This is a genomic window from Enterococcus sp. DIV2402 (assembly GCF_017426705.2).
Lineage (GTDB): Bacteria > Bacillota > Bacilli > Lactobacillales > Enterococcaceae > Enterococcus_F > Enterococcus_F lowellii.
In genome coordinates this window covers 602,501-624,853 of sequence record NZ_CP147251.1, presented here as the reverse complement: position 1 = coordinate 624,853, position 22,353 = coordinate 602,501, and the positions used below count along the sequence as shown (strand labels likewise).

The 22,353-nt window shown below is 36.8% G+C and carries 20 protein-coding genes, 7 tRNA genes and 1 riboswitch (1 of these 28 running past the window's edge); of the genes, 4 read left to right on the top strand and 23 right to left on the bottom strand.

Annotated features, from left to right (window positions below):
• Nucleotides 1-40 precede the first annotated feature (40 nt).
• The 4 genes from DOK78_RS03060 to DOK78_RS03045 form a co-directional block, all read right to left on the bottom strand.
• A complete protein-coding gene (locus DOK78_RS03060) occupies nucleotides 41-1,096 on the bottom strand; it encodes a zinc-binding dehydrogenase (protein WP_016176373.1) in 1,056 nt (351 codons plus the stop codon).
• Nucleotides 1,097-1,126: 30 nt separating this feature from the next.
• Complete coding sequence (locus DOK78_RS03055; protein ID WP_207942292.1) at nucleotides 1,127-2,395, bottom strand: PTS galactitol transporter subunit IIC; 1,269 nt, start codon at nucleotides 2,393-2,395, stop codon at nucleotides 1,127-1,129.
• A 39-nt stretch (nucleotides 2,396-2,434) separates the two neighbouring features.
• Nucleotides 2,435-2,728, bottom strand: coding sequence for a PTS sugar transporter subunit IIB (locus DOK78_RS03050; protein WP_016176375.1), 294 nt, complete (start codon nucleotides 2,726-2,728; stop codon nucleotides 2,435-2,437).
• Between the two features lie 277 nt (nucleotides 2,729-3,005).
• Nucleotides 3,006-3,986, bottom strand: a complete 981-nt coding sequence (locus tag DOK78_RS03045) for an AraC family transcriptional regulator (protein WP_207942293.1) — start codon at nucleotides 3,984-3,986, stop codon at nucleotides 3,006-3,008.
• 179 nt (nucleotides 3,987-4,165) lie between these two features.
• Here DOK78_RS03045 and DOK78_RS03040 point away from each other — a divergent pair, with 179 nt between their 5' ends.
• The 3 genes from DOK78_RS03040 to proC all read left to right on the top strand — a co-directional run bounded on the left by DOK78_RS03040 (nucleotide 4,166) and on the right by proC (nucleotide 5,897).
• Nucleotides 4,166-4,558: an EamA family transporter gene (locus DOK78_RS03040; RefSeq protein ID WP_243430718.1), complete on the top strand. Its 393-nt coding sequence runs from the start codon at nucleotides 4,166-4,168 to the stop codon at nucleotides 4,556-4,558.
• 142 nt (nucleotides 4,559-4,700) lie between these two features.
• The gene (locus tag DOK78_RS03035) at nucleotides 4,701-4,865 is read left to right on the top strand and encodes a hypothetical protein (protein ID WP_243430720.1); all 165 of its coding nucleotides are present in this window, start codon (nucleotides 4,701-4,703) and stop codon (nucleotides 4,863-4,865) included.
• A 201-nt stretch (nucleotides 4,866-5,066) separates the two neighbouring features.
• A complete protein-coding gene (gene proC / locus DOK78_RS03030) occupies nucleotides 5,067-5,897 on the top strand; it encodes a pyrroline-5-carboxylate reductase (RefSeq protein ID WP_207942294.1) in 831 nt (276 codons plus the stop codon).
• A gap of 123 nt (nucleotides 5,898-6,020) precedes the next feature.
• On the opposite strand, the gene fabF is transcribed toward proC, so the two are convergent.
• The 4 genes from fabF to DOK78_RS03010 form a co-directional block, all read right to left on the bottom strand.
• Nucleotides 6,021-7,253 carry a beta-ketoacyl-ACP synthase II gene (gene fabF / locus DOK78_RS03025; protein WP_207942295.1) on the bottom strand — a complete coding sequence of 411 codons (1,233 nt, stop codon included), beginning with the start codon at nucleotides 7,251-7,253 and terminating at the stop codon, nucleotides 6,021-6,023.
• The gene (locus DOK78_RS03020) at nucleotides 7,250-7,792 is read right to left on the bottom strand and encodes a TetR/AcrR family transcriptional regulator (RefSeq protein ID WP_207942296.1); all 543 of its coding nucleotides are present in this window, start codon (nucleotides 7,790-7,792) and stop codon (nucleotides 7,250-7,252) included. The genes fabF and DOK78_RS03020 overlap by 4 nt, the downstream gene beginning before the upstream one ends.
• Before the next feature lie 112 nt (nucleotides 7,793-7,904).
• Nucleotides 7,905-9,674: an ABC transporter ATP-binding protein gene (locus DOK78_RS03015; RefSeq protein WP_207942297.1), complete on the bottom strand. Its 1,770-nt coding sequence runs from the start codon at nucleotides 9,672-9,674 to the stop codon at nucleotides 7,905-7,907.
• 2 nt (nucleotides 9,675-9,676) lie between these two features.
• Nucleotides 9,677-11,386, bottom strand: coding sequence for an ABC transporter ATP-binding protein (locus DOK78_RS03010; RefSeq protein WP_207942298.1), 1,710 nt, complete (start codon nucleotides 11,384-11,386; stop codon nucleotides 9,677-9,679).
• 114 nt (nucleotides 11,387-11,500) lie between these two features.
• On the opposite strand from DOK78_RS03010, the gene DOK78_RS03005 reads away from it, so the two are divergent.
• Nucleotides 11,501-12,154 carry a TetR family transcriptional regulator gene (locus tag DOK78_RS03005; protein ID WP_207942299.1) on the top strand — a complete coding sequence of 218 codons (654 nt, stop codon included), beginning with the start codon at nucleotides 11,501-11,503 and terminating at the stop codon, nucleotides 12,152-12,154.
• Between the two features lie 149 nt (nucleotides 12,155-12,303).
• On the opposite strand, the gene DOK78_RS03000 is transcribed toward DOK78_RS03005, so the two are convergent.
• The 15 genes from DOK78_RS03000 to DOK78_RS02930 all read right to left on the bottom strand — a co-directional run.
• Nucleotides 12,304-13,269, bottom strand: a complete 966-nt coding sequence (locus tag DOK78_RS03000) for a transketolase family protein (RefSeq protein WP_207942300.1) — start codon at nucleotides 13,267-13,269, stop codon at nucleotides 12,304-12,306.
• On the bottom strand, nucleotides 13,262-14,125 hold the full coding sequence (locus tag DOK78_RS02995) for a transketolase (RefSeq protein ID WP_207942301.1): 864 nt from the start codon (nucleotides 14,123-14,125) through the stop codon (nucleotides 13,262-13,264). Before DOK78_RS02995 ends, DOK78_RS03000 begins: the two co-directional genes overlap by 8 nt.
• Before the next feature lie 15 nt (nucleotides 14,126-14,140).
• Nucleotides 14,141-15,496, bottom strand: coding sequence for a PTS ascorbate transporter subunit IIC (locus DOK78_RS02990; RefSeq protein ID WP_207942302.1), 1,356 nt, complete (start codon nucleotides 15,494-15,496; stop codon nucleotides 14,141-14,143).
• A gap of 14 nt (nucleotides 15,497-15,510) precedes the next feature.
• Nucleotides 15,511-15,792, bottom strand: a complete 282-nt coding sequence (locus tag DOK78_RS02985; protein ID WP_207942303.1) for a PTS sugar transporter subunit IIB — start codon at nucleotides 15,790-15,792, stop codon at nucleotides 15,511-15,513.
• The gene (locus DOK78_RS02980; RefSeq protein ID WP_207942304.1) at nucleotides 15,792-17,837 is read right to left on the bottom strand and encodes a BglG family transcription antiterminator; all 2,046 of its coding nucleotides are present in this window, start codon (nucleotides 17,835-17,837) and stop codon (nucleotides 15,792-15,794) included. The genes DOK78_RS02985 and DOK78_RS02980 overlap by 1 nt, the downstream gene beginning before the upstream one ends.
• A gap of 177 nt (nucleotides 17,838-18,014) precedes the next feature.
• A complete protein-coding gene (locus DOK78_RS02975; RefSeq protein ID WP_207942305.1) occupies nucleotides 18,015-18,794 on the bottom strand; it encodes an alpha/beta hydrolase in 780 nt (259 codons plus the stop codon).
• 20 nt (nucleotides 18,795-18,814) lie between these two features.
• Nucleotides 18,815-20,290, bottom strand: a complete 1,476-nt coding sequence (locus DOK78_RS02970) for an MDR family MFS transporter (RefSeq protein WP_207942306.1) — start codon at nucleotides 20,288-20,290, stop codon at nucleotides 18,815-18,817.
• A 73-nt stretch (nucleotides 20,291-20,363) separates the two neighbouring features.
• Nucleotides 20,364-21,554: a methionine adenosyltransferase gene (gene metK / locus DOK78_RS02965; protein ID WP_207942307.1), complete on the bottom strand. Its 1,191-nt coding sequence runs from the start codon at nucleotides 21,552-21,554 to the stop codon at nucleotides 20,364-20,366.
• Nucleotides 21,552-21,636, bottom strand: a riboswitch (SMK box riboswitch). It overlaps the preceding gene by 3 nt.
• Before the next feature lie 151 nt (nucleotides 21,637-21,787).
• Nucleotides 21,788-21,859 (bottom strand) — tRNA-Glu (locus DOK78_RS02960).
• Between the two features lie 9 nt (nucleotides 21,860-21,868).
• Nucleotides 21,869-21,956, bottom strand: a tRNA-Ser gene (locus tag DOK78_RS02955).
• A gap of 25 nt (nucleotides 21,957-21,981) precedes the next feature.
• Nucleotides 21,982-22,055, bottom strand: a tRNA-Ile gene (locus DOK78_RS02950).
• A 16-nt stretch (nucleotides 22,056-22,071) separates the two neighbouring features.
• Nucleotides 22,072-22,142 (bottom strand) — tRNA-Gly (locus DOK78_RS02945).
• A 10-nt stretch (nucleotides 22,143-22,152) separates the two neighbouring features.
• Nucleotides 22,153-22,225 (bottom strand) — tRNA-Phe (locus DOK78_RS02940).
• Between the two features lie 4 nt (nucleotides 22,226-22,229).
• Nucleotides 22,230-22,303: transfer RNA gene (locus DOK78_RS02935), tRNA-Asp, on the bottom strand.
• A 39-nt stretch (nucleotides 22,304-22,342) separates the two neighbouring features.
• A tRNA-Met gene (locus DOK78_RS02930) sits at nucleotides 22,343-22,353 on the bottom strand; it runs 63 nt beyond the window's last position.

Genomic DNA, 22,353 nt, shown 5'->3' with positions numbered 1-22,353 from the left:
AGAGTAGACAGCGGACGAATCACGCTGCCTATCTCCTCAATTAAAAGTCATTGGACTTAATCATCACTTTAATTTCATCCCCAGACATGACACTTTCAAATGCTTTGCGCCAATCTGCTAACACAAATTCTTTGGTAATCATTTCATCAATATGAATAGAACCTTTTGCAAGTAAATGCAATGCTACTGGCCAATCATAGGGATTTTGAGAACGGCTACCTACGTAGTTAATTTCTCTTTGGATAATTGTTTCTAAATCTAATTCATTCATTTTATTTTTGAACAAACCTACTTGAATGAACTCGCCGCCTTTTCGAATTAACGGTAACGCATAATTAATGGCACCTACCGCACCAGAAGCATCGTAAATTTTATCTACACCTAACTCATCGGTTTCTTGTAAAACAACTTCTTTTAAGTCTTCTTTTTCTGTATTTACAATCACATCAGCACCCATTTTTTGTGCTAACGCCAACCGATGTTCATCTCTGGTAATGCCTGTCACAATAACTTTAGAACCAATTTCTTTTGCAATTTGAACTAAATACAAACCAATCGGACCAGGACCAATAATTAAAATCGTATCATGTAAATCCAAATGACTTTTTTGATACATGGCGTGGACGCAACATGCTAACGGTTCAGTCATTGCGGCACCCTTATAGCTTAAAGAGTCCGGTAACTTATGCGCATATTTTTCCTTTACTAATAAATAATTAGCCATTGAGCCATTTTGTTGTGTACCAATACCTTTGCGGTGGGGGCATAAATTATATTGTTCTTTTGCGCAATATTCACATTCATTGCATACATAAAAAGTCGTTTGACTCGTCACTCGATCATTTGGGACAAATTTTGTCACGTCTGCTCCCACTTCCACCACTTGACCAGAAAATTCATGTCCTAAAATCACCGGTGTTGTAGGATTGTTATATTCGCCTTTAAATGTGTGTATATCTGAACCACAAATCCCTGTATAAGCAACTTTCACTAATAATTCATCCGCTGCAGGAGACGGAATATCTACTTCTAAGAGTGCCATTTGATCGTATCCAGGTGCCGTTTTAGTTACACCTAACATTTTATCCGTTGTCATTGTTTTCAGCCTTTCTAACTTATCGTTTTTTTAGAAAATACCATTCCATAATTGTGCTAATTTTAAGAAAATCCAGTTTAAAATATTTCCACCGGTGTCAAAATTACTAATTTGGGCAGCACCTTCTGGAAAGGCTACCACACCCTCTGCCATTTGTGTTAAAACTGGTGCATAATCTGTCGCCATTAATAAAGCAAATACCATTACAACTGTACACGTTAAAACAGAATGCAAAATGTTTCCTTTGCGACTTGGAACAATCATTCCTACGAAAAATGGAATTGTTGCTAAGTCTCCAAATGGTAACACGCGATTTCCTGGTAAGATAACTGCTAAAAATAGCGTGATTGGTACCATTAATAAACCTGTAGCTAAAGCTGATGGTGAACCAGTTGCTAACGCCGCATCCATTCCTAGGAAAATTTCACGGTCTCCATAGCGATCTTTCAATAATTTTTGCGCGCCTTCTTGGATAGGAATTAAACCTTCCATTAAAATTTTTACCATCCGTGGCATTAATAACATAACGGCACCCATCGTCATTCCCATTTGCAAAATACCTGAAATATCATACCCACCTAAAGCTGCCAATACTCCACCAATTAAGATACCCATAACCATTGGCTCACCGAAAATGCCGAAACGTTTTTGAATGGTCTCTGGGTTAACATCAATGTCACGAATACCTGGAATTCGACTAATCACCCAGCCAATCGGAATTCCCAATACAGCATAACCGGCTGTTGATCCAGTTGAAAAAGCAATCCCTTCAAGGCCATAATATTCTTGGACAGCAGGCGCCGTTTTGTCTGCTAAAATTTGTACAAATACGGTATATGCAATCCCCGCAATCACACCTAGAATTAAATTTCCAGTCACAATATAAACAGTTGCTGCGGCTGCCGACATATGCCAATAATTCCAAATATCAATATTTAACGTTTTGGTCCAATTCAATGCTAACATTATCAAATTAACCACTAAAATAATGGGAATCATCAAGGCTGAGATAGGCTGTGCCCAAGTTCCAGCGGCAATAGCCGGCCAACCACCATCAATCACCGTTAAATTTAACCCAAAACGTTCAACCATTGCTTGAGCAGCTGGACCTACGCTCGTCGTTAAAAGATTAATCACTAAATTAATGCCAATCATGCCGATTCCCACCGTAATTCCCGAAAGCAATGCTTTGGTAGGTTTCACTTTAAAAACGACACCTAGAATAAAAATAATGATTGGTAACATTACACTTGCACCCATATTCAAGACACTCTGTACAATATTCATCAATGTATCCATTAATAAGACCTCTCCATTCTATAAATAATAATAATCAAACTATGCCAGAATTTCTTTTGCGATGGTGATAATTTTGTCTTCTACTTTTTCTGTCCCAATACCTGTAAGAAAGGCCATTGCTTGAATCGCCGGAATTTTATACTGTGTTGGAAGCATAGTCGTCGAGATGAGCATGTCTGCATTCTCTTGCTTTCCTACTGCTTCCGAAATTTTAATTTGCTGAATTTCACAGGGAATATGATGCTCTGCAAATAAATCTTCTACTTTTTTTACCACTACCGTTGACGTTGCAATTCCTGCACCACATGCAATCAAAACTCGTACTTTTTTCATCTTAATTCCTCCAATATACTTTTTATGTAAAAACAACTATTTTGAATCTCACTGTGTATTTGTTATTTTTTACAAGTCTTACTATACGTTACAAACGCTTACACAACAATCGCTTTCAAGACTCACTTTTCTTCTGCTCGTTGTGCAACATGAGTCTAATCTTCTTCTAACCCACCATTCAGTTGTACAAATCACAACTTTTAAATCCGTCCTTACGTAAAAGAAGTACCCTCTTCACGCAAAGAGAATACTCCTTTTTCAATTGAGTATTTTTTCACTAATTGTTTTCTTTAGAATCGGAAACTTGTACGGATTGAAATTTACTTCGATATTGTCCGGGTGTCTTTTCGTAATATTTTTTAAAAATACGAAAGAAGAATGCTCGATCTTGATACCCAATTTCTTCACTGATTTTTTGAATAGGTAATTTGGTATTGCGTAAATAATAAGCTGCCGTTTCTAATCGCATGGTCAAAAGATGTTCTTTGAATGATTTGCCCGTTTCTTTTTTTATCAAACTTGATAAATAATTGGGATGAAAATTAAATTGTCTCGCTAGTTTTTCTAACGTGATATCTTTCAAATTATTTTCTATTACATTCAACATTTCTGATACTAAAATCGTTGAAGAAATAAAGGAATCATTTAAACGCAAGGACTTTTCAGCCAATTGACTAACTTCAACCATCAATAATAAAAAGGCGGCACGTGTAACTTTATTGTCTTTATAACGCATTTTCACTACTTGTTTTAACAATAGCATACTATAGAAATGCACATCATCTAAGGCACTAAATTCAAAAACGTAATAACGACCAATCGTATCTTCTGATTTTAATGATTCAATCAAAAAACGATACAATAACGGTTCTTCCGCTAACTGATTTAACAAAGACTCAGTAAAATATTCAGGTTTAAAATAAAAACCAACAATGCAGGTCCCTGCTTGCAACTCCTCATAAGCAATTGTCGTAAACCGATTGGATAAAATCATCCCACCAGCGCCTAAAACCAATTCCTTCCCATCAATTAATATCTTAACTTCCCCTTCTAACACATACAAAATCCGCAGATAAGGTGCCGGAAAACTTAATTTTTCTTGGATATTTTGACAAACTAAGGCAGCAATATTTCGTTGAGAATTCTCTTTAAACTCATGTAATTCTGCTATCATTCCTGCTTCCGAAGAAATATAGCAATCCAATTGCTCCAAAAACTCATAAAACTTCTGATGTTGTTCGTAACTAAATTGATACATCCTAACCACCTTTGAAAAGAACACTTTTTTCTTTCGTTCAGCTATTTTTTTCACAAATTTTCCATGTAGAATATAACATGTAATTACAAAGAAATCTATCTTTTATATTGTGAATACAGGCACATTAAAATGAATGGTATCCATTATTTAAAAAATTATATTAAAGCGAGGAATTGATAATGGACAAGAAAAAAGCAATTGCCCCCTCCGCTGCTGTGATAACTGCCGCAGCCATTTTAACCAACGTCATTTGGGGTGCACCGTTTAAAATAATTAAAGTGATGAATGCCGAGTTAGAAATTGATTGCGCACTTTTAGGCGACCACTACATGAGACAAATGTTATCTGTCATCAGTATCCGTTTTATCTTAGCAGGTTTAATGACTTTAGTCTTTGCTATGTGTATCGGACAAAATATCTTTAAAGTAACAAAAAAACAATGGGGTGATGTCGTATTGATGGGACTTGTCTCAACGACTGCTGCCCATTTCTTCTTTAACATCGGCAATGTTACTATCAGCTCAACCATCAATTCAACAATTTTAGCACCATCATTATATTCTTTGCTGTGATTTTTCTTATAGGAATGATAAATTAACAACCAAAAAAACCGTCGCATTGATTATTGGTTTTGCTGGATTGACGATTTCACAAATTAAAGGAGGTACATCACTTACCGATTTATTTTCTTTCTCTTTCACTGGTGAAGGTTTCATGTTAATCTATGGATTATTAGCAGCCCTTGCAACAAGGCTAGCAAAAAAATTAGGTTCTACCTTAAACTCATTTGTCATGGCTGGTTGGAACTTAGTCATTGGATTATTCATGGGTGGTGATTTAAGCATTATCACTTGGACACTACTAGAATTACGTTACTAATTATTTTAGCTGCAGCATCAGCGATTCCATTTAGCTTATGGTACTAGTGCGCGCAATACAATACGCAAACTTAAGCGAGTTATCTGTTTATAAGTTTATTATGCCAATTTCAGGTAGTATTCTATCTGTTATCTTAGGTGAAAAATTCACCACATAAACATAAAAAAGAACTACAACAAACTAAATTAGGGAGTGTCAATAATGAAAGATTTAAAAATTGGATTTATCGGTGTCGGTAATATGGCCTCTGCCATTGTTGAAGGAATTGTCGCAAAAGAATTTGTTTCTGGTTCACAAATTTATTTATTCGATATTTTAACCGAAAAAGTACAACAATTTGCGGGTACATTAGGTGCACATGCAATGAACTCACCAGAAGAAGTCATCATAAACGTAGATGTCTTAGTGTTAGCAGTGAAACCAAATATTGTACGCACAGCATTATTAAATGCTAAAGAAGGTATTTTAGAAAAACAACCTTTGCTGGTTTCTATTGCTGCAGGTACGACAACTGAAGCAATTTATGATATTTTTGAAACAGATCAACCTGTTAAAGTTGTCCGCGTGATGCCAAACGTTAATGCCATGGTTGGCGAAGGAGCCGCAGCTGTTTGTGGTAATCCGTTTGCATCCAAAGAAGATGTTTCGTTAATCGTTGATATGTTTAATAAAATTGGTCGCGCTTGGGAATTAGAAGAAAAGAATTTCTCAAATTTCACTGCCCTAGCAGGAAGTTCACCAGCCTATGCGTACCTATTCATTGATTCAATTGCTCGTGCCGGCGTTAAAAATGGCTTGCCAAAAGACATTGCTTTAGAAATTGCTACACAAGCTGTTTTAGGTAGTGCCAAAATGATTGAAGAATCAAAAGAAAATCCTTGGACCTTAATTGATCGCGTCTGCTCACCTGGTGGAACTACTGTCGCTGGTTTAGTCGAATTAGAAAACAATGCCTTTATTTCAATAGTTATCAAAGGTATTGATGCAACAATCGAAAAAGATTTAGACTTAATGAATCAAGCAAAAAAATAGTTCCTCGTTTCTAATACACGAATCTTCCCCAATAAAAAGCCTTGAGTGGATTGTAGTGACCCCCAAAAGTTAGACCAAAAATCTAACTTTTGGGGGTCGGTACAGATTGCTCAAGGCTTCTTATTATTCACTATATTTTTTCATCAAAAGCGTAGCATTATGCCCGCCAAAACCAAAACCATTACTCATCACAATCGTTGTTTCATGCTGGACGTTATGATTAGGAATATAGTTTAAATCACAAGCATCGTCAGGATCATCCAAATTAATGGTTGGTGGCAAAAGATTATTTTCCATTGCTTTTAAAGAAATAATCGCTTCTATTCCTCCAGCCGCACCTAATAAATGCCCAGTCATTGATTTCGTCGCACTGATTAAAAGCTCATATGCGTAGTCACCAAAAACTTCTTTAATCGCTTTGGTTTCTCCTATATCACCCACACCAGTACTTGTAGCATGTGCATTCAAATAGTCAACCTCATTGCTTTCAATTTGTGCCATTTCTAGCGCTTGTTTCATTGCTCGCACCGCACCTTCTGAGCTCGGCGCTGTCATATGATACGCATCTGACGTCATGCCGTAACCAATAATTTCACCTAGAATGGTTGCTCCTCGTTTTTGAGCATGAGAAAGTTCTTCTAAAAACAACACACCCGCACCCTCAGACATCACAAAACCATCTCTTTTTTTATCAAAAGGACGTGACGCTTGCTGAGGATGCTCATTATTGGTGGACATCGCCTTCATGTTACTAAAACCAGCATAAGCTAAAGGTACAATCGAAGCTTCCGTTCCTCCCGCTAAAATAGCATCACTCAATCCATATTTGATATTTAAATACGCTTCGCCAATGGCTTGATTACCCGTAGCACAAGCAGAAATAGGGCACATACTTGCTCCTTGAAAACCAGTTTTAATCGAAACAAAACCTGTTGCCATATTCGCAATCATTTTAGGAACCACTAAGGGCGATACACGCCTTGCCCCCTTTTCAGATAAAACATGTTCATTTTCTATTAATGACTGAATACCGCCAATTCCTGTCCCAATAAATACTCCACAACGTGTTCTATCAAAATCTTTTGCATCAAACTGTGCTTGTTCTAATGCTTGAAAACTACTAATCGTTGCAAAATGGGTAAAACGATCGGTTTTCTTGATTTCTTTTTTATCTAAATACGCCTCAATGTCATACGATTCAATGAAGCCCCCAATTTTTGTCGGTGAATCTGTAAAAGAGGGGTTTTGAATGAATTTGATTCCGCTAACGCCTGAACTAACATTTTCCCATAGTTCATTGGCATCTTTTCCGCTAGAAGAAATACTTCCATATCCTGTAACTACTACTCTTCTCATGTATTCTCAGCCTCTCCAATTTCTTGTTTTATTTTTTTTAAAATCGTCTCTGAAAAAGGAACATTCAGGGTGCGATTATAGATTTGAGCTCCTTTAATACTAGATAAATGAATTTGTGCCAATGTTTCTGCACTAGTTATCGGCATATTGCGAGCCAATATTTCTCGATAAATTTGGTACTCCTTGGCTACCAAATGGATAATTGCCAGTTGCATTTCTTCCTCGTATTCATTTAAGTCTGTCTGTAAACTGACAATCGGACAAATATCGTCTTGAGACAACGTTTGATGCCTCCGATGAATAAATTCCCAAGCGGTTTCATTTGAATATTCCATGAAATAATTGAATTGCTCTTGCAAGCTTGTTTCTAAATAATTACAAATTGCCAAACCTAAATCTTTTTTATTTTTAAAATAATAGTGTATGGCCGTTTTAGTAATCGCTAGTTGTTTCGCTAAATAATCATAGCTTAAATCTTTAAAACTAGCTTTTTTAATAAATTGTACAGATAATTGGATAATTTCTAGCTTTTTAGTCATACGCCCTCCTTACTTACCTGTAAGTAAGTTTAATCGACAAATGATTTTTTTTCAAGATTTTAATACAAATAAAAACCTGTAAAAATGAAAAACATTTTTACAGATTACTTCTTTATTCGAAAACAAATTGATTATGATACAATTCTGCGTAAAAACCAGCTTGTTCAAGCAATTCATGATGATTGCCTTCTTCAATTACTTGTCCATCTTTTAAGACGACAATCCGATCGGCATTCAAAATCGTTTTTAGACGATGGGCGATTACAAAACTCGTACGTCCTTTAATTGCTTCATCCATAGCTTTTTGAATTTTTGCTTCGGTTACTGTATCGACATTACTCGTGGCTTCATCTAGAATTAACAAGGCCGGATTGGTAATAATTGTACGGGCAATACTAATTAATTGTTTTTGACCTGTACTAAAGACACTATTTTCTTCAGTAATTGGTGTCTCGTAGCCTTTTTCTAAACTCATAATGAAATCGTGAATATTCGCTTGTTGGGCAGCATAGATAACTTCTTCATCGGTTGCATCTGGTTTCCCAAAAACAATATTTTCACGAATTGTACCTGAGAATAAGACCGAATCTTGTAACACAATTCCAACGTTTTGGCGCAAACTATCCAAATCGATTTCACGAATATCAGTACCATCAAACGTCACAGAACCGTTATTCACATCGTAAAAGCGATTTAACAAGTTCATAATTGTCGTTTTACCTGAACCAGTTGGCCCCACTAAAGCGACCATTTCACCTTTGTTCACTTGAATAGACACATCTTTTAAAATTAACCGATTTTCTTTATAACCAAAATCAACCTGGTTTAAAGCGACTGCTTGTTCAACACCAGAAATTTTAGGCGCATTCACAGGTTTCACTTCATCTGGTTCATCAAACATTTCATTCAAACGACGGGCACCCGTAATAGCTAATTGGATCATACTATATCCAGAAGAAATCTCCATTAATGGACGGTAATACTGTTGCGAATATTGGACGAACATAACGACTAATCCTAGCGCAGTTGCTCGTTCTAAGTCTCCATTTAAGGCTAACCAACCACCTAAGAAAATGACGATTGCTGTGTTCACTAAAGACATACCTTGCATCAATGGAAACAGCATTCCTGAATAAACTTGACCTTTAAAGGTTGCCTGACGCACTTTTTCATTATGCTCTAAAAAGCCATCAATCGTTTCTTCCTGTAAGCCATTCGTAATAATAATTCGTTGACCACTTATTTTTTCATCCATATAGCCGTTCAATTTCCCCACTTCATCTTGTTGGATATTCACGTATTTTCTGGCTTTTTGAATAATTACAACAGCTAAAAGCACAGCAATCGGTGTTGAAGCAACCGTTGCCCAGGCTAAAGTGACATTTTGTTGGAACATCATAATTAAGATACCGACTAATAAGGCGATATTTGTAAAAAATTGTAATAACGCTTGGTTTAAACTATTTTGAATATTATCCAAATCACTGGTAAAGCGACTTAAAATTTCTCCATCTTGATGCGAATCAAAAAAACGGATGGTTAATTTTTCTAATTTATTAAACAAACCAATCCGCATACGGTTCGTTGATTTTCCGACAACTTGTGTAAATAAAATACTATAAATAAAGTTGGCAGCACTTGCTAAAACATAAAAAATAAGCAATTTCCAAACAACCGCAATAAACTTGCTCTTATCATCAACACCTTGCATCAACCCACCAACATAGTTTGCTAACTCTTGAAAAGCTTCACCCACAAATTGCGGAGCTTTTACTTGAAGATAGGTTGCTAAAATGATTGTCACGAAAATAAAGAAAAAAGATGCTCTGTAACGTTTCAAATAATGATAGAAAAATTTACTTGCTTTTACTAAATCAGTCATGCTTACTCCGCTCCTTTTTGTGTTTCAAAAATTTCTTGATAAATTGGATTGGTTGCTACCAATTCACTATGGGTACCTTCACCCACTAATCGTCCTTCATCAAGCACTAAAATACGGTCTGCTTTCACCACTGAAGCAATTTTTTGGGCAATGACAATAGTGGTCGTCTCTTTCAATTCACGATCTAATGCTTCACGTACCAAACGTTCTGAGCGGGCATCTAAAGCACTGGTACTATCATCTAAAATCAAAATTTTAGGATTACCGATAACACCGCGGGAAATAGATAGTCGTTGTTTTTGACCACCTGAGAAGTTGGCACTACGTTCTTCAACAGTTGCATTGTAGCCATCTGGTAATTTTTCAATAAATTCACGAGCTTGAGCAATTTTAGTTGCACGTGTCATGTCTTGTTCAGTTGCATCTTTTTTACCATGACGTAAATTGTCAGCAATTGTTCCTGAGAAAAGAATTGCTCGTTGAAGAACAAAAGAAACCGTCTCGCGTAGGCTACGTTCATTAACTTGTGTTAAATCAACACCACCAACTTCAACTTTTCCTGAAGTTGGGTCAAATAAACGAGGAATCAATTGCGCTAAAGTTGACTTACCAGAACCAGTTGCGCCCACAATCCCAATCATTTCTCCTGATTGAATAGTAAAACTAATATCTTTTAAGGTATCTTTCTCATCGCCTGGGTAACGGAATGAGACATGGTCGAATACGACACTACCTGTCAACACTTGTTCCGGAACATCGGCATACGTCACATCAGGTTCAGCAGCTAAAATTTCTTTGATACGCTTCAAGGAAACTGCTGCACGCGATGTCATCATCATCATCATGCCTCCAATAATAATTGCCATCATAATTTGCATCAAATAGTTCATAAATGAAGCAATTCCACCGATGACAGTTGGATCATCTTTGACTAGATGACTCACAAAGAAAATAGCCCCTACTACAGCTAAATTCGCAGCCAACATAAAGCCTGGAATCATCACTGAAAATAACGTTCCCACAATAATATTGTGTTTGGTTAAATCATCACTGACTTTACTAAAATAATCCAGTTGATTTTTTTCTTGAACAAATGATTTTACAACCCGAACACCCATTAGATTTTCTTTGGCAATATTGTTTATTTTATCGATTAAATTTTGAATAATCATAAAATGTTTGCCCATACTAGTGAATGACAAGCCTGTAATGACTAACACTGCCACAATCAAAGTCACAATAATCCACCATAATTGGGGTAAAGTAATCATTGCTAAAATGAAGCTTCCAATAAAGAGGATAGGAATGCGAAACAGCGATTGCAAGGTAATCATCACTAAGTTTTGAATTTGATTGACGTCATTCGTTAAACGAACCACAATATTTCCCGCTGAAAATTTTTCGATATTTCCAAATGAGAAGGTTTGCACTTTGCGAAAGGCTTCTTCACGAATGTCAGCACTCACACCTTGTGCCACTTTCGCTGAAAAAATTGTATTAAGAACACCAGCAATTAACCCTAAAATAGCTAATCCAATTAAATAAATACCTATTTGCGTCATTTCATCATTATTTTCAGTAATAATTGCTTCTAAGACTTGTTGGAGTAACTTTGGTTGCCATAACGAAGCCATCACCATTACTACCACTGATAGTAAGGAAACCGATACAGCAAGCTTGTATTTCTTAACATGTTTTAAGACTAAATCCATCGTTTTTTCTCCTTTTTTTATAAATTTGACACCCTGTATTTAACACTGTAAAATACAGGCAGATAAATAATTTACCACGAGTAAAAATCAATTGCAACTAAAAGGATGACTTTCATGGAACAAAAATTATCGAAGGAAAAAATTATTCAAACAGCCTTCGACATTCTCGCTGAAAAACGTAGTATTGAGGGATTATCAATGCGTAATCTTGCCAACGCACTGAATGTCAAAGCCCCGGCAATCTATTGGTATTTCAAAGACAAACAAGACTTATTACAAAATATGGCGGAAACAATGGAACAACACTTGTGTTTACCTGATTCCTCGCTTGAAGCAACGGAACAACTAATCGCCTTTATGAATGCGTATTATGATTTATACACCCAATTTCCCTGTGGCGCAGAATTAGAAATCAATACCGTTCCGGCCTATGCAAGTCGCTTGGAACATATTGAAACAATGAATCAATTATTGTTACAACAAGGTTATAGCTTGGCACAGAGTCGCCATGCTGTTATCTCTCTGCATTATTTGTTAATTGGCTATTTAATTGACCAACAAAAAGAAGAGCAGCTCACTCAAAAAATTATAGATGGCAATCACTATCTGCTGCAATCCGTTCAGTGGATGCGTCATTATGCGCAAGAACAATCGCTCGAATCCTTTAATTTTGCTCTTTCACAACGTGAGCAAATAATTGATGTCAAAGAGATTTTTATGAGTAGCGTTAAAATCTATCTTTTAGGTTTGGAGCAACTGAAAAAATAATTTTTCCTCGTAATTCTTATATAGCTTACCACAGAACATACGTTCTCACAATAAGATATTTAGTATGTACCAAAAACGACCAATCTCCTTGTAGTGACCCCAAAAAGTTAGAATTTTTGGGGTCACTACAAGGAGATTGGTCGTTTTTATTAATTTAGGTTGGCTAGATTCGGTTGAACTTGTTCGTAAATTTTATCTGTTGTTAATCCAAATTCCGCTTGTAAGAAATCTGGCGTGCCAACTTGGCCAAAACGCTCATTCACACCAATTCGTTGCAAAGGAATACCATAGCCATTTTCTGCTAGTGTTTCCGCAACTGCACTACCTAATCCACCATTAATCGAATGATTCTCAATCGTGATAATGAGTTTTTTATCTTTACTTTGTGCTAATAGTAATTCTTTATCTAACGGTTTAATCGTAAACATATCAATCACTGCAACGGAATAGCCTTCTTGCACAAGCTGTTTGGCCAGTTGCAAGGTTTCATAGACCAACTGTCCGGCGGCTACTAATAAAATGTCGTTTCCTTCTTGCAAAAGATTGCCTTTACCTAATTCAAAAGTAGAGCCTGGCGCATAGACCTTATGAACAGCTTTGCGATTGCCTCGAACATAATGAACTCCTTGTAAGTGGCTAAAGGTACGAATAATCCATTCCATTTGCACTTCATCAGCAGCATCGCAAATAGTTGCGTTTGGAACCATGCGCATTAACGCTACATCTTCCCATGTCGTATGTGTTCCGCCATTTGGTCCTGCTGCAAAACCAGGGTCAGAACCATAAACATTAATCGTATTACCTGCGTAACCTCCGGAAATAAACATTTGGTCAAAGACCCGTCTCGTTGCAAAGGGACCAAATGTATGAATAAATGGAATATAATTGGTTAAACTTAAACCGGCTGCGACACCAACCATATTGGCTTCAGCAATCCCCATATTAAAGAAGCGTTCTTTGTTTGTTCCTTCTAGCGTCGTCCAACCACTGGCACTTCCCAAATCAGCATCTAAAGCAATCACGCGCTTGTTTTCATCCATCAACTCTTTAATCGTGTCTACTACTACCATCCGGAGTTCTTTACCAAGTTCTGCGGTTTCAATTTGTTTAAACATTGACTTGTTCACGCTCCTTAATGGATTTTTCAAGTGCCACAATAGTTTCTTCTGCCGCTTGATTAATTTCATCGTTGTTAAATTTCACAGAATGATTATCATTTAACGTTTCAAAATACGGGACACCTTGCCCTTTAATACTATCTAATACTAAACAGACTGCTTGGTCTTTGACTGATTTCAATTCCTCAATCGCTGCATCAATTCCTCGAATGTCATCGCCTTTGACTTTTAGTGTATAAAAACCAAATGCCTCCATTTTTTTCTGAAAATCAAAAGGATTCATAATATCCACTGTTAAGCCATCCAATTGTTTTTTGTTATCGTCAATGATGACAATACAATTGTTTAATTTAAAATGAGCTAAATATTGAAAGGCTTCCCAACATTGACCTTCATTCAATTCACCATCACCACAAATTAGATAGACATAATTATCTTTTTTATCAAGACGTAAACCCGTTGCAATCCCTGCGGCCACCGATGTTCCTTGCCCTAATGAACCTGTCGTTGCATCAACACCAGGTGTTTTTAAACGATCGGGATGTGAAGGCAAATTCGTGCCACCTTCGTTTAAGGTTGCTAACATAGTTTTGTCAAAATAGCCCATATTCGCTAACATCGCATATAGTCCTGGACCTGCATGCCCTTTTGATAAGACCAAACGATCACGATTGGCCCATTGTGGTTCTTGTGGACGAATCCTCATTTGTTTTCCATATAAAACAGCCAATAATTCAGCAATTGAAAAAGAACCACCCAAATGTCCATAGCCCATGTTTTTCAATGTTTTCAAGGTATCTAAACGAACTTTGTCTGCTAAGACACTCAAGCGTGTTACGGTTTGTTCATCCATGATTTCAGAACTCCTTTAGTTATTTGTTTGTTGTTTTTTACCAAAAATAGTCATTAAAATCATCACAACTAATACAGCAACAATTCCTGAAATAACCGCAATTTGTCCCCCAACATTTGCGATACTTCCCATAAAGATACCCACCACACCATAGTCAGTATCTGAGAATGTCGAACCAGCAAAACCAAGGTTCCCCATAACTGGCATTAAGAAAATTGGCATAAAGCTAATTAAAATTCCTTGTAAAAATGACCCAACTACAGCACCACGTAAACCACCAGTCGCATTCCCGTAAACACCTGAAGTCGCACCACAGAAGAAATGCGGCACTACGCCGGGTAAAATAATGACTGAACCAGTCAATGCCATAATCACTAGACTGAAAATTCCTCCAAGAAAACTTGAGAAGAAACCAATTAGTACTGCATTTGGTGCATAAGGAAAGACAATCGGACAATCTAATGCCGGAATTGAATTTGGTACTAATTTTTCCGAAATTCCTTTAAATGCTGGCACAATTTCAGCTAAAATTAAACGAACACCCGCTAAGATAATAAAAACACCTGCAGCAAACGTTCCTGCTTTTTGTAATGCAAAGATAATGGAATTTGTGCCATCACTCAAGTTCGCTGTGATATAATCGCCACCTGCAAAAATCGCAACAATAACATACACTACCGACATCGTTAACGTAATACTTACTGTAGAATCTCGTAAAAATGCTAAACCTTTCGGAAAGTTAATGTCTTCGGTTGATTTTTCTTTATTACCTACAAGTTTGCCAATGAAACCACTAAAAGCATACCCAAAGTTTCCTGTATGACCTAAAGCCACGGAATCATTTTTAGTAATCATACGTGTATATGGTTGCGCAATTGCTGGGAAGATGGCATTGGCAATTCCTAAAGCTAACCCACCTACAAGCACTAATACCGCACCTTTCATGCCTGTTGTTGTTAAAATAACAGCGATTAAACACGCCATATATAACATCGCATGCCCGGTTAAATAAATGTATTTAAACTTCGTCACTCGTGCAATCACAATATTGAAAAACATTCCGGCTAACATAATTAGAGCGGTATATGTCCCAAATTCTTCTAAGGCTAATGCCACAATTGCTTCGTTATTTGGTACAACGCCCGATACATTAAAAGCTTGTTGAAACATTTCGCCAAATGGTTCTAAGGAAGCAACAATTACATTCGCACCAGATGTAACAACTAAGAACCCAACAAATGTTTTAATTCCTCCACGCATAATATCGCTAATTGGTTTTTTCTGTAAAACTAACCCTAAGACTGCAATTAAAGCAACCAATATCGCAGGGGTACTGGCAATATCAATTAATACATCTAAAATTCCATTCATTGATGCTCCTCCTATTAAATTAAGTTATTTTCTTCAGCTACTTTTTTCACTTTATCTCTTAATTCGTCCATATCAATAATGCTATCTAGCACTACTACATTTCCTAAATGTTGGACGCTATCTGCTAAGTCGCCACCTACAAAGAAAACATCTGCTAATTCAGGTGCAGCACTTCCTACGTCATAATGGTTTACTTCCACATCATTAATTCCTAATTCACCTAACACCGTTTTAATATTCATTTCCACCATAAAACTAGAACCTAATCCTGATCCACAAACTGCTGCCATTTTCATTATTCATCTTCTCCTTTTAATATGTTTTGAATTTCTTCTTTACTAGTCGCATGTAATAATTTCTCTAAATTAGTGGCATTTGATAAAATCTTTGTCAAACTTGCCAACGCACGTAAATGCGCATCATTGTCGACTGCTGCTAAACAAATAAACAACGTAATTGCGTGTTTCTCATCATCTAACAACAACACGGGTTCAGATGTTTTCAAAAGAGACATCCCTAATTCATTCACACCATCTTCTGGACGCGCATGAGGTAAAGCGATATTTTTACCAATATGGATAAATGCTCCATATTGTTTTACTTTGCTGATCATCGCTTCAATATAACTATCTTCAATTTTTCCTTGCTCAAGCAGAGGTTTTGCTGCAAGTTGAATCGCTTGTTCCCAATTTAATTGTTCATCTGTCAATTGAATCATGTCAGATGTAATTAGTTCTGAAAGCATCGGTCGTTCGTCCTCCTTATTTTTTTGGATTGTCATCATCTTCTTTGTTAAAATATCTAACAATTTTTCTGTTTTGACCCCTTTGCGTAATTCGATATAAGGCTCAATAATTTTCAAAATTTGTTCAGGAGATAAAATAGCCACGCCTGGCAACAATAGCTCTTCTTGGACTTGGACAAGCAACCGCTGTTTTTCTTTTATCGTCATAATCGGTTGAATCGTATACATCGGTTTTTTGGTATTCAATGTCGTATTAGTAAAAATTACATCATAGGTATCTTCTGGAATATTTTCTAATTCTTTGACTGAATTGGTTAAGCTAAAATCAATGCTAGGAAACAATTGTTTTAATTCCGCTTGCATAATCAAAGAAGAACTAATACCATTCGGGCATAAAATCAAGGCGCGTACTTGCCTGGAAAGAACTTCTTTTTGACTTTCTATCTCACCACCAAATAAAATAGTAAAATAGGCAACTTCATTGTCAGGAATTGGCTTTTTCGTTAGCTTTTCCAAAGGGCTCAATGCAATTTGAGTTAATTTAAATAATTCACCATGCTGACGTTTCACCACATCGGTCCAGGCATTTGGTAAATGATAACCAAAATAAATTCTAAAAAAAGAGGGCACCAAATGATAAAAAACATGCAACAACGTTTGACTTTGTTCACGAAAATCAATTGCACTATACGTTTGAATCCGTTGAATAATTTGATTGGCACATTGTAACAAATAATCCAGTGATGAATCTTGAATACTGCCTTCAACAACTGTCATTACTAAACTCGTTAAAAATAATGCTTCGTTTGGATAATCAAACGCTGGCGTTAGCGCAATAAACTTTTTGGCAACATGTTGAGCATCTAAAGCTCCTAAAAGCTCATATTCCTCATTAGAAAAAACCACACGATAATCTTGAACACGCATACTTAAAAACGTAATATAATGGGAAACTTCTTCCACTCTACTAGGAACAACCGTTAACTTTTGTTCTTGCAACGCCTGCTTTAAATGCTGCCGAAAGACTAAATAATCATTTTGTGGTAATTTTTCTTGCAGAGCAGTTAAGCCCCAGTAACCTGACTCATTATCTAATAATTCAGAAACGAAATTTCGCCCTAATACCCGAATTTGCAATTCATTCCCTGACAAATAAAATCCTGACTTTCGTTGATAGACTAGCTCAATTTCATTTTCACTAAGATATTCTCTTAACTTTTTAATATCGGCTAAAATCGTATTTTTACTCACTTGTAAAAAATCTTGAAAATGAAAAACTGATAAATTATCAACATCCAAAAAGCAATATAAAAAGATGAGTCGTTGGCGTTCAATTTCAGAAAAAATAATGTCATAACGCGAAGTTAGAAATTTTAATTCAGCCCAACTAAAACTTATTTTTTCTGGTAGTTGAATATCCTCATCTACAAAACGAAACTCCGGTTGTTTCTTTGCTTTCAAAAAAGTGTTTACTTCACGAATTTGTTTAGACAGTCGTTGCGGATCGATCTCAATATATAACGCTAACTCCTCTAGAGAAATACGCGAACCATATAACTTTGATTGAAATAATTTTTGTAAATGATAATCCAACATAACCTCACCTCCATGTTTTCATCATAATTTAAAAGCGTTTTCAGTTAAAGCTTGTTTGAGTCCAATTTATTTACAGAAAAACGTTTTCATTAGACCGAACGCCAATAAGCTATATTTTATACTAAAGAAAACCGCATACCTGTCAATAAAAAATAACAAGCATACGGTTTTTAATTTTTATTTTTCCTCTAACCAAACTAATACACGCTGAATCCATTTGTCCCAGAAATCCCAATCATGGGCCCCTGGACCCTCTTCAAAGGTCACATCCAAGCGTCGTTTTTTCATCTGTTCTGTCGCATAGACACTCGCTTCATATAACCCATCTTCTGTACCACAAGTGATGAAGAAACGCGGTGCCTGTTTTTTATCTGTTTTTTTGATTAAATGGATTAAGTCATTTTCAGAACCCTTGATTTTATCCAAAGGACCAAAAATACCTTCCCAATAATTTTTTCCACGAATTTCTAAAAAAGAATCGGAGCTTTCTGCTATAGCTAAAGCACCTGATAAAGAAGCCACTGCGGCAAATTTTTCAGGTTTCCGTAAGCCCAACTTGATCGCTCCGTAACCACCCATCGATAGCCCTGCAGCAAATGTTTTTTCACGTTTCGTTGATAATTGTGGAAATAATTCATGACAAATTTTTGGTAATTCTTCAGAAATAAACGTCCAATAATTCATATCGTAAGTTGTATCTGTGTAAAATCCTAAATCGGTCGACGGCATAATAACCGCTAAGCCTAAATCAGATACATATCGTTCAATCGATGTTCGACGTTCCCAGACACTATGATTGCCATTCATGCCATGAAGTAAATACAAGACGGGAATATCAGTTACTGCACCTTTTGTTTCTTTACCGATTGCCTTTTTTGTCTGTTGTGGAAGAATCACATTTACCATAACTTCCATGCCTAATTCATTTGAATATACGTTTGCTTGTAAAAATGCCATTGATTTCCCTCGCTATCTTACTAATTTTTATCTATTGTAGCACGTTTTTTACGAAGTGTTTGAGTAAAAATTAAGGCAACAATAATTAAACAAGCCGCAAAACCGTAAATAACTTGTAAGCCTTGATGTAAAATCTCTCGTAAAGAAACTAACAAATCCTCTGATAATAGTTTCGCTGTCTGTGGATTAACCAGTTTGTTCATAATATCTGGATCATCCGTTAAATTAGCCTTGGCTAGTTGCGTCGAAGTTACCATGTTAAAGGTAATACCAAATACCGAGACCATAATGGTTTGACCAATCGTTCGAACTAATGTGTTAAAGGAAGTTGCCATTCCTAATTGTGAAGCTGGTACACTATTTTGAGCAACTACTGTCCCAGTAACCGTAACAGCCCCCATACCAACTCCAGTAATGGCCGATAATAAAATAAAGACAATAAACGGTGTCTTAGCTGGTGCCAAAAATAATCCTAAACTACCAATTAAAATAATCAACAAACTCGCTGTTAATACCCACTGGACCGTCTTAGTCGTCATCCAGCGACTCGCCATTGAGGAACCCATTACCCACATAATAGACAACGGTGCTAAGACCAAACCACCAATACCCGCACTTAAGCCCAACACTCCTTGCATCCACATCGGAATATAAACTTCAATTCCCATTAAGAAACCACTAGATAATGCTGCCACAATATTAACAATTACAAAAACATGGTTTGTAAATAATCTCAGTGAAATGACCGGATCTTCCGCACGCTTTTCTACTATAATAAATAAAATAAATGACACAATCGTTAATGCAAAAAGACCGATAACTTTGAATGTCGCATTTGGCTCACTTAAATATTGGAAACCTAATAATAAACTCAATAGAATCAGCATTAAAAAAGTACTTCCCAAAAAGTCCATTTTCTTCGTATCTTTCTCACGTTTGGGTTCAACCAAGAAAACAGTAATCAGAGCAATTAATAAAATACCAATAGGTACATTAATAAAAAAAATCCAGTGCCAACCAATGGTATCAACAATTACTCCACCCGCTAACGGACCCACAACACTGGCCACGCCCCAAGCTGTGCTGTTTAAACCAAGCATGCGCGCTCTTTTTTCTGTGTCATATAAATCAGCTAAAATTGTTAAAGCAACTGGCATCATAGCTCCAGCACCAATTCCCTGAATGGCACGTGAGATAATCAATGGCAACATAGCATTAGACAGCCCACATAAAGCAGAACCAATAATGAAGACTACCGTTCCAAAAATAAAAATGGGTTTACGCCCTACTTTATCCGCTAGTTTTCCATAAATAGGGGTTAACATAGCATTCGTTAATAAATAAATTGAAAATACCCAGTTCATAATTTCAATGCCATGTAATGAACCAACAATTGTTGGCATAGCAGTAGTTACAATCGTTCCTTCAACTGCTGTCATAAATGTTGCAACAAAAATGGCAATAGTTACAATCATTGTATTTGTTTTTCTTTCCATCCTTACACTTCCTTCATTCTATTTCAAAAAATAAAGACGATCCCTATTGATTCATCAATAGAGATCGCCTCTGTTATTCCTTCACACTTGCCAACAAACTGTCTACTTTATCCGTTTGTTCCCATGGTAAGTTGATATCTGTACGACCAAAATGTCCATATGCTGCAGTTTGTCGATAAATTGGTCGACGCAAGTCTAGCATTTCGATAATTCCAGCCGGACGTAAGTCAAAGTTCTCTCTTACTGCTTCGACTAGTTTTGCTTGAGAAACTTTGCCTGTGCCGAATGTATCAATCGAAATGGATACAGGCTGTGCTACACCAATTGCATAGGCTAATTGAACTTCTACTTTAGAAGCTAATTTGGCCGCCACAATATTTTTAGCAATGTAACGAGCGGCATAACTTGCTGAACGGTCAACTTTTGTGGCATCTTTTCCTGAAAAAGCCCCGCCGCCATGACGAGCATATCCGCCATACGTATCAACAATAATTTTCCGCCCTGTTAAACCAGCATCTCCTTGTGGTCCACCAATAACAAAACGTCCAGTTGGATTAATATAATATTTTGTTTTATCATCTAATAATTCAGATGGAATGACTTCTTTAATAACTTTCTCAATAACGTCTCGATGAATTGTTTCATTGTCCGTTGCGTCATCATGTTGTGTACTAATAACGACCGTATCCACACGTTGCGGTTTTCCTTGATCGTCATATTCAACAGTGACTTGCGATTTTGCATCTGGACGTAAATAAGAAATTTCTTCGGTCTTACGTAACTCTGCTAAACGTCTCACTAAACGATGACTTAAAGATATAGGTAAAGGCATAAACTCTGGAGTTTCATCTACAGCAAAACCAAACATTAAACCTTGGTCTCCTGCGCCAATTTCATCTAAATTATCTTTTTTCTCAGTTCTTGCTTCTAACGCGGTATCGACTCCTTGAGCAATATCTGGTGACTGCTCATCAATTGCAACTAATACAGCGACTGTATCGCCATCAAAACCATATTTCGCTCGTGTATAACCAATTTCTTTAATCGTTTCACGAACTACTTTTTGAATATCCACATACGCAGTTGTTGAAACTTCTCCAAATACTAACACTAATCCTGTGGTAACAGAAGTTTCACAAGCCACACGTGCCAGTGGATCCTTCTCTAAAAGTGCGTCTAAAATTGCATCACTGATTTGATCAGCAACTTTATCCGGATGTCCTTCAGAAACAGATTCTGAAGTAAATAAATGTCTTTCTGTCATGATGATTCCCCCTAATAGTTGTCGGTTACAAGGCATCTCCATTTGTTATACAAATGAATCCTTTCGGGAACTTGCAACGGTCTGATTATAGCAGATTTAATAAAAAAAAGCTTCTTTATCAAACTTTTTAATTTCTTATCTACTGCGCATTGCTAAAAAAGCAACGTTTGTAAACTGTCAGCAAAAGTTCTCTTTAATTAAAAAAAGAAGCATTCAAAATTTGAATGCTTCTATGATCCGTACGGGATTCGAACCCGTGTTACCGCCGTGAAAGGGCGGTGTCTTAACCACTTGACCAACGGACCATGCTATAACGGAGAAGGAGGGATTTGAACCCTCGCGCCGATTTCTCGACCTACACCCTTAGCAGGGGCGCCTCTTCAGCCTCTTGAGTACTTCCCCAAAACCAAAAGATATTTGATTTTAATGGGCCTAAATGGACTCGAACCATCGACCTCACGCTTATCAGGCGTGCGCTCTAACCAGCTGAGCTATAGGCCCTTAATAAAAAGGTAAAAGCGGGTGACGAGAATCGAACTCGCGACAACAGCTTGGAAGGCTGTGGTTTTACCACTAAACTACACCCGCAAAGGTGTAATGGCGCGGGACAGAATCGAACTGCCGACACATGGAGCTTCAATCCATTGCTCTACCAACTGAGCTACCGAGCCGAAACGGTCTGGACGGGACTCGAACCCGCGACCTCCTGCGTGACAGGCAGGCATTCTAACCAACTGAACTACCAAACCAGTGTTTCGTTTAAATATGATGCAATGTTTAAATTGCAATTGCGGGAGCA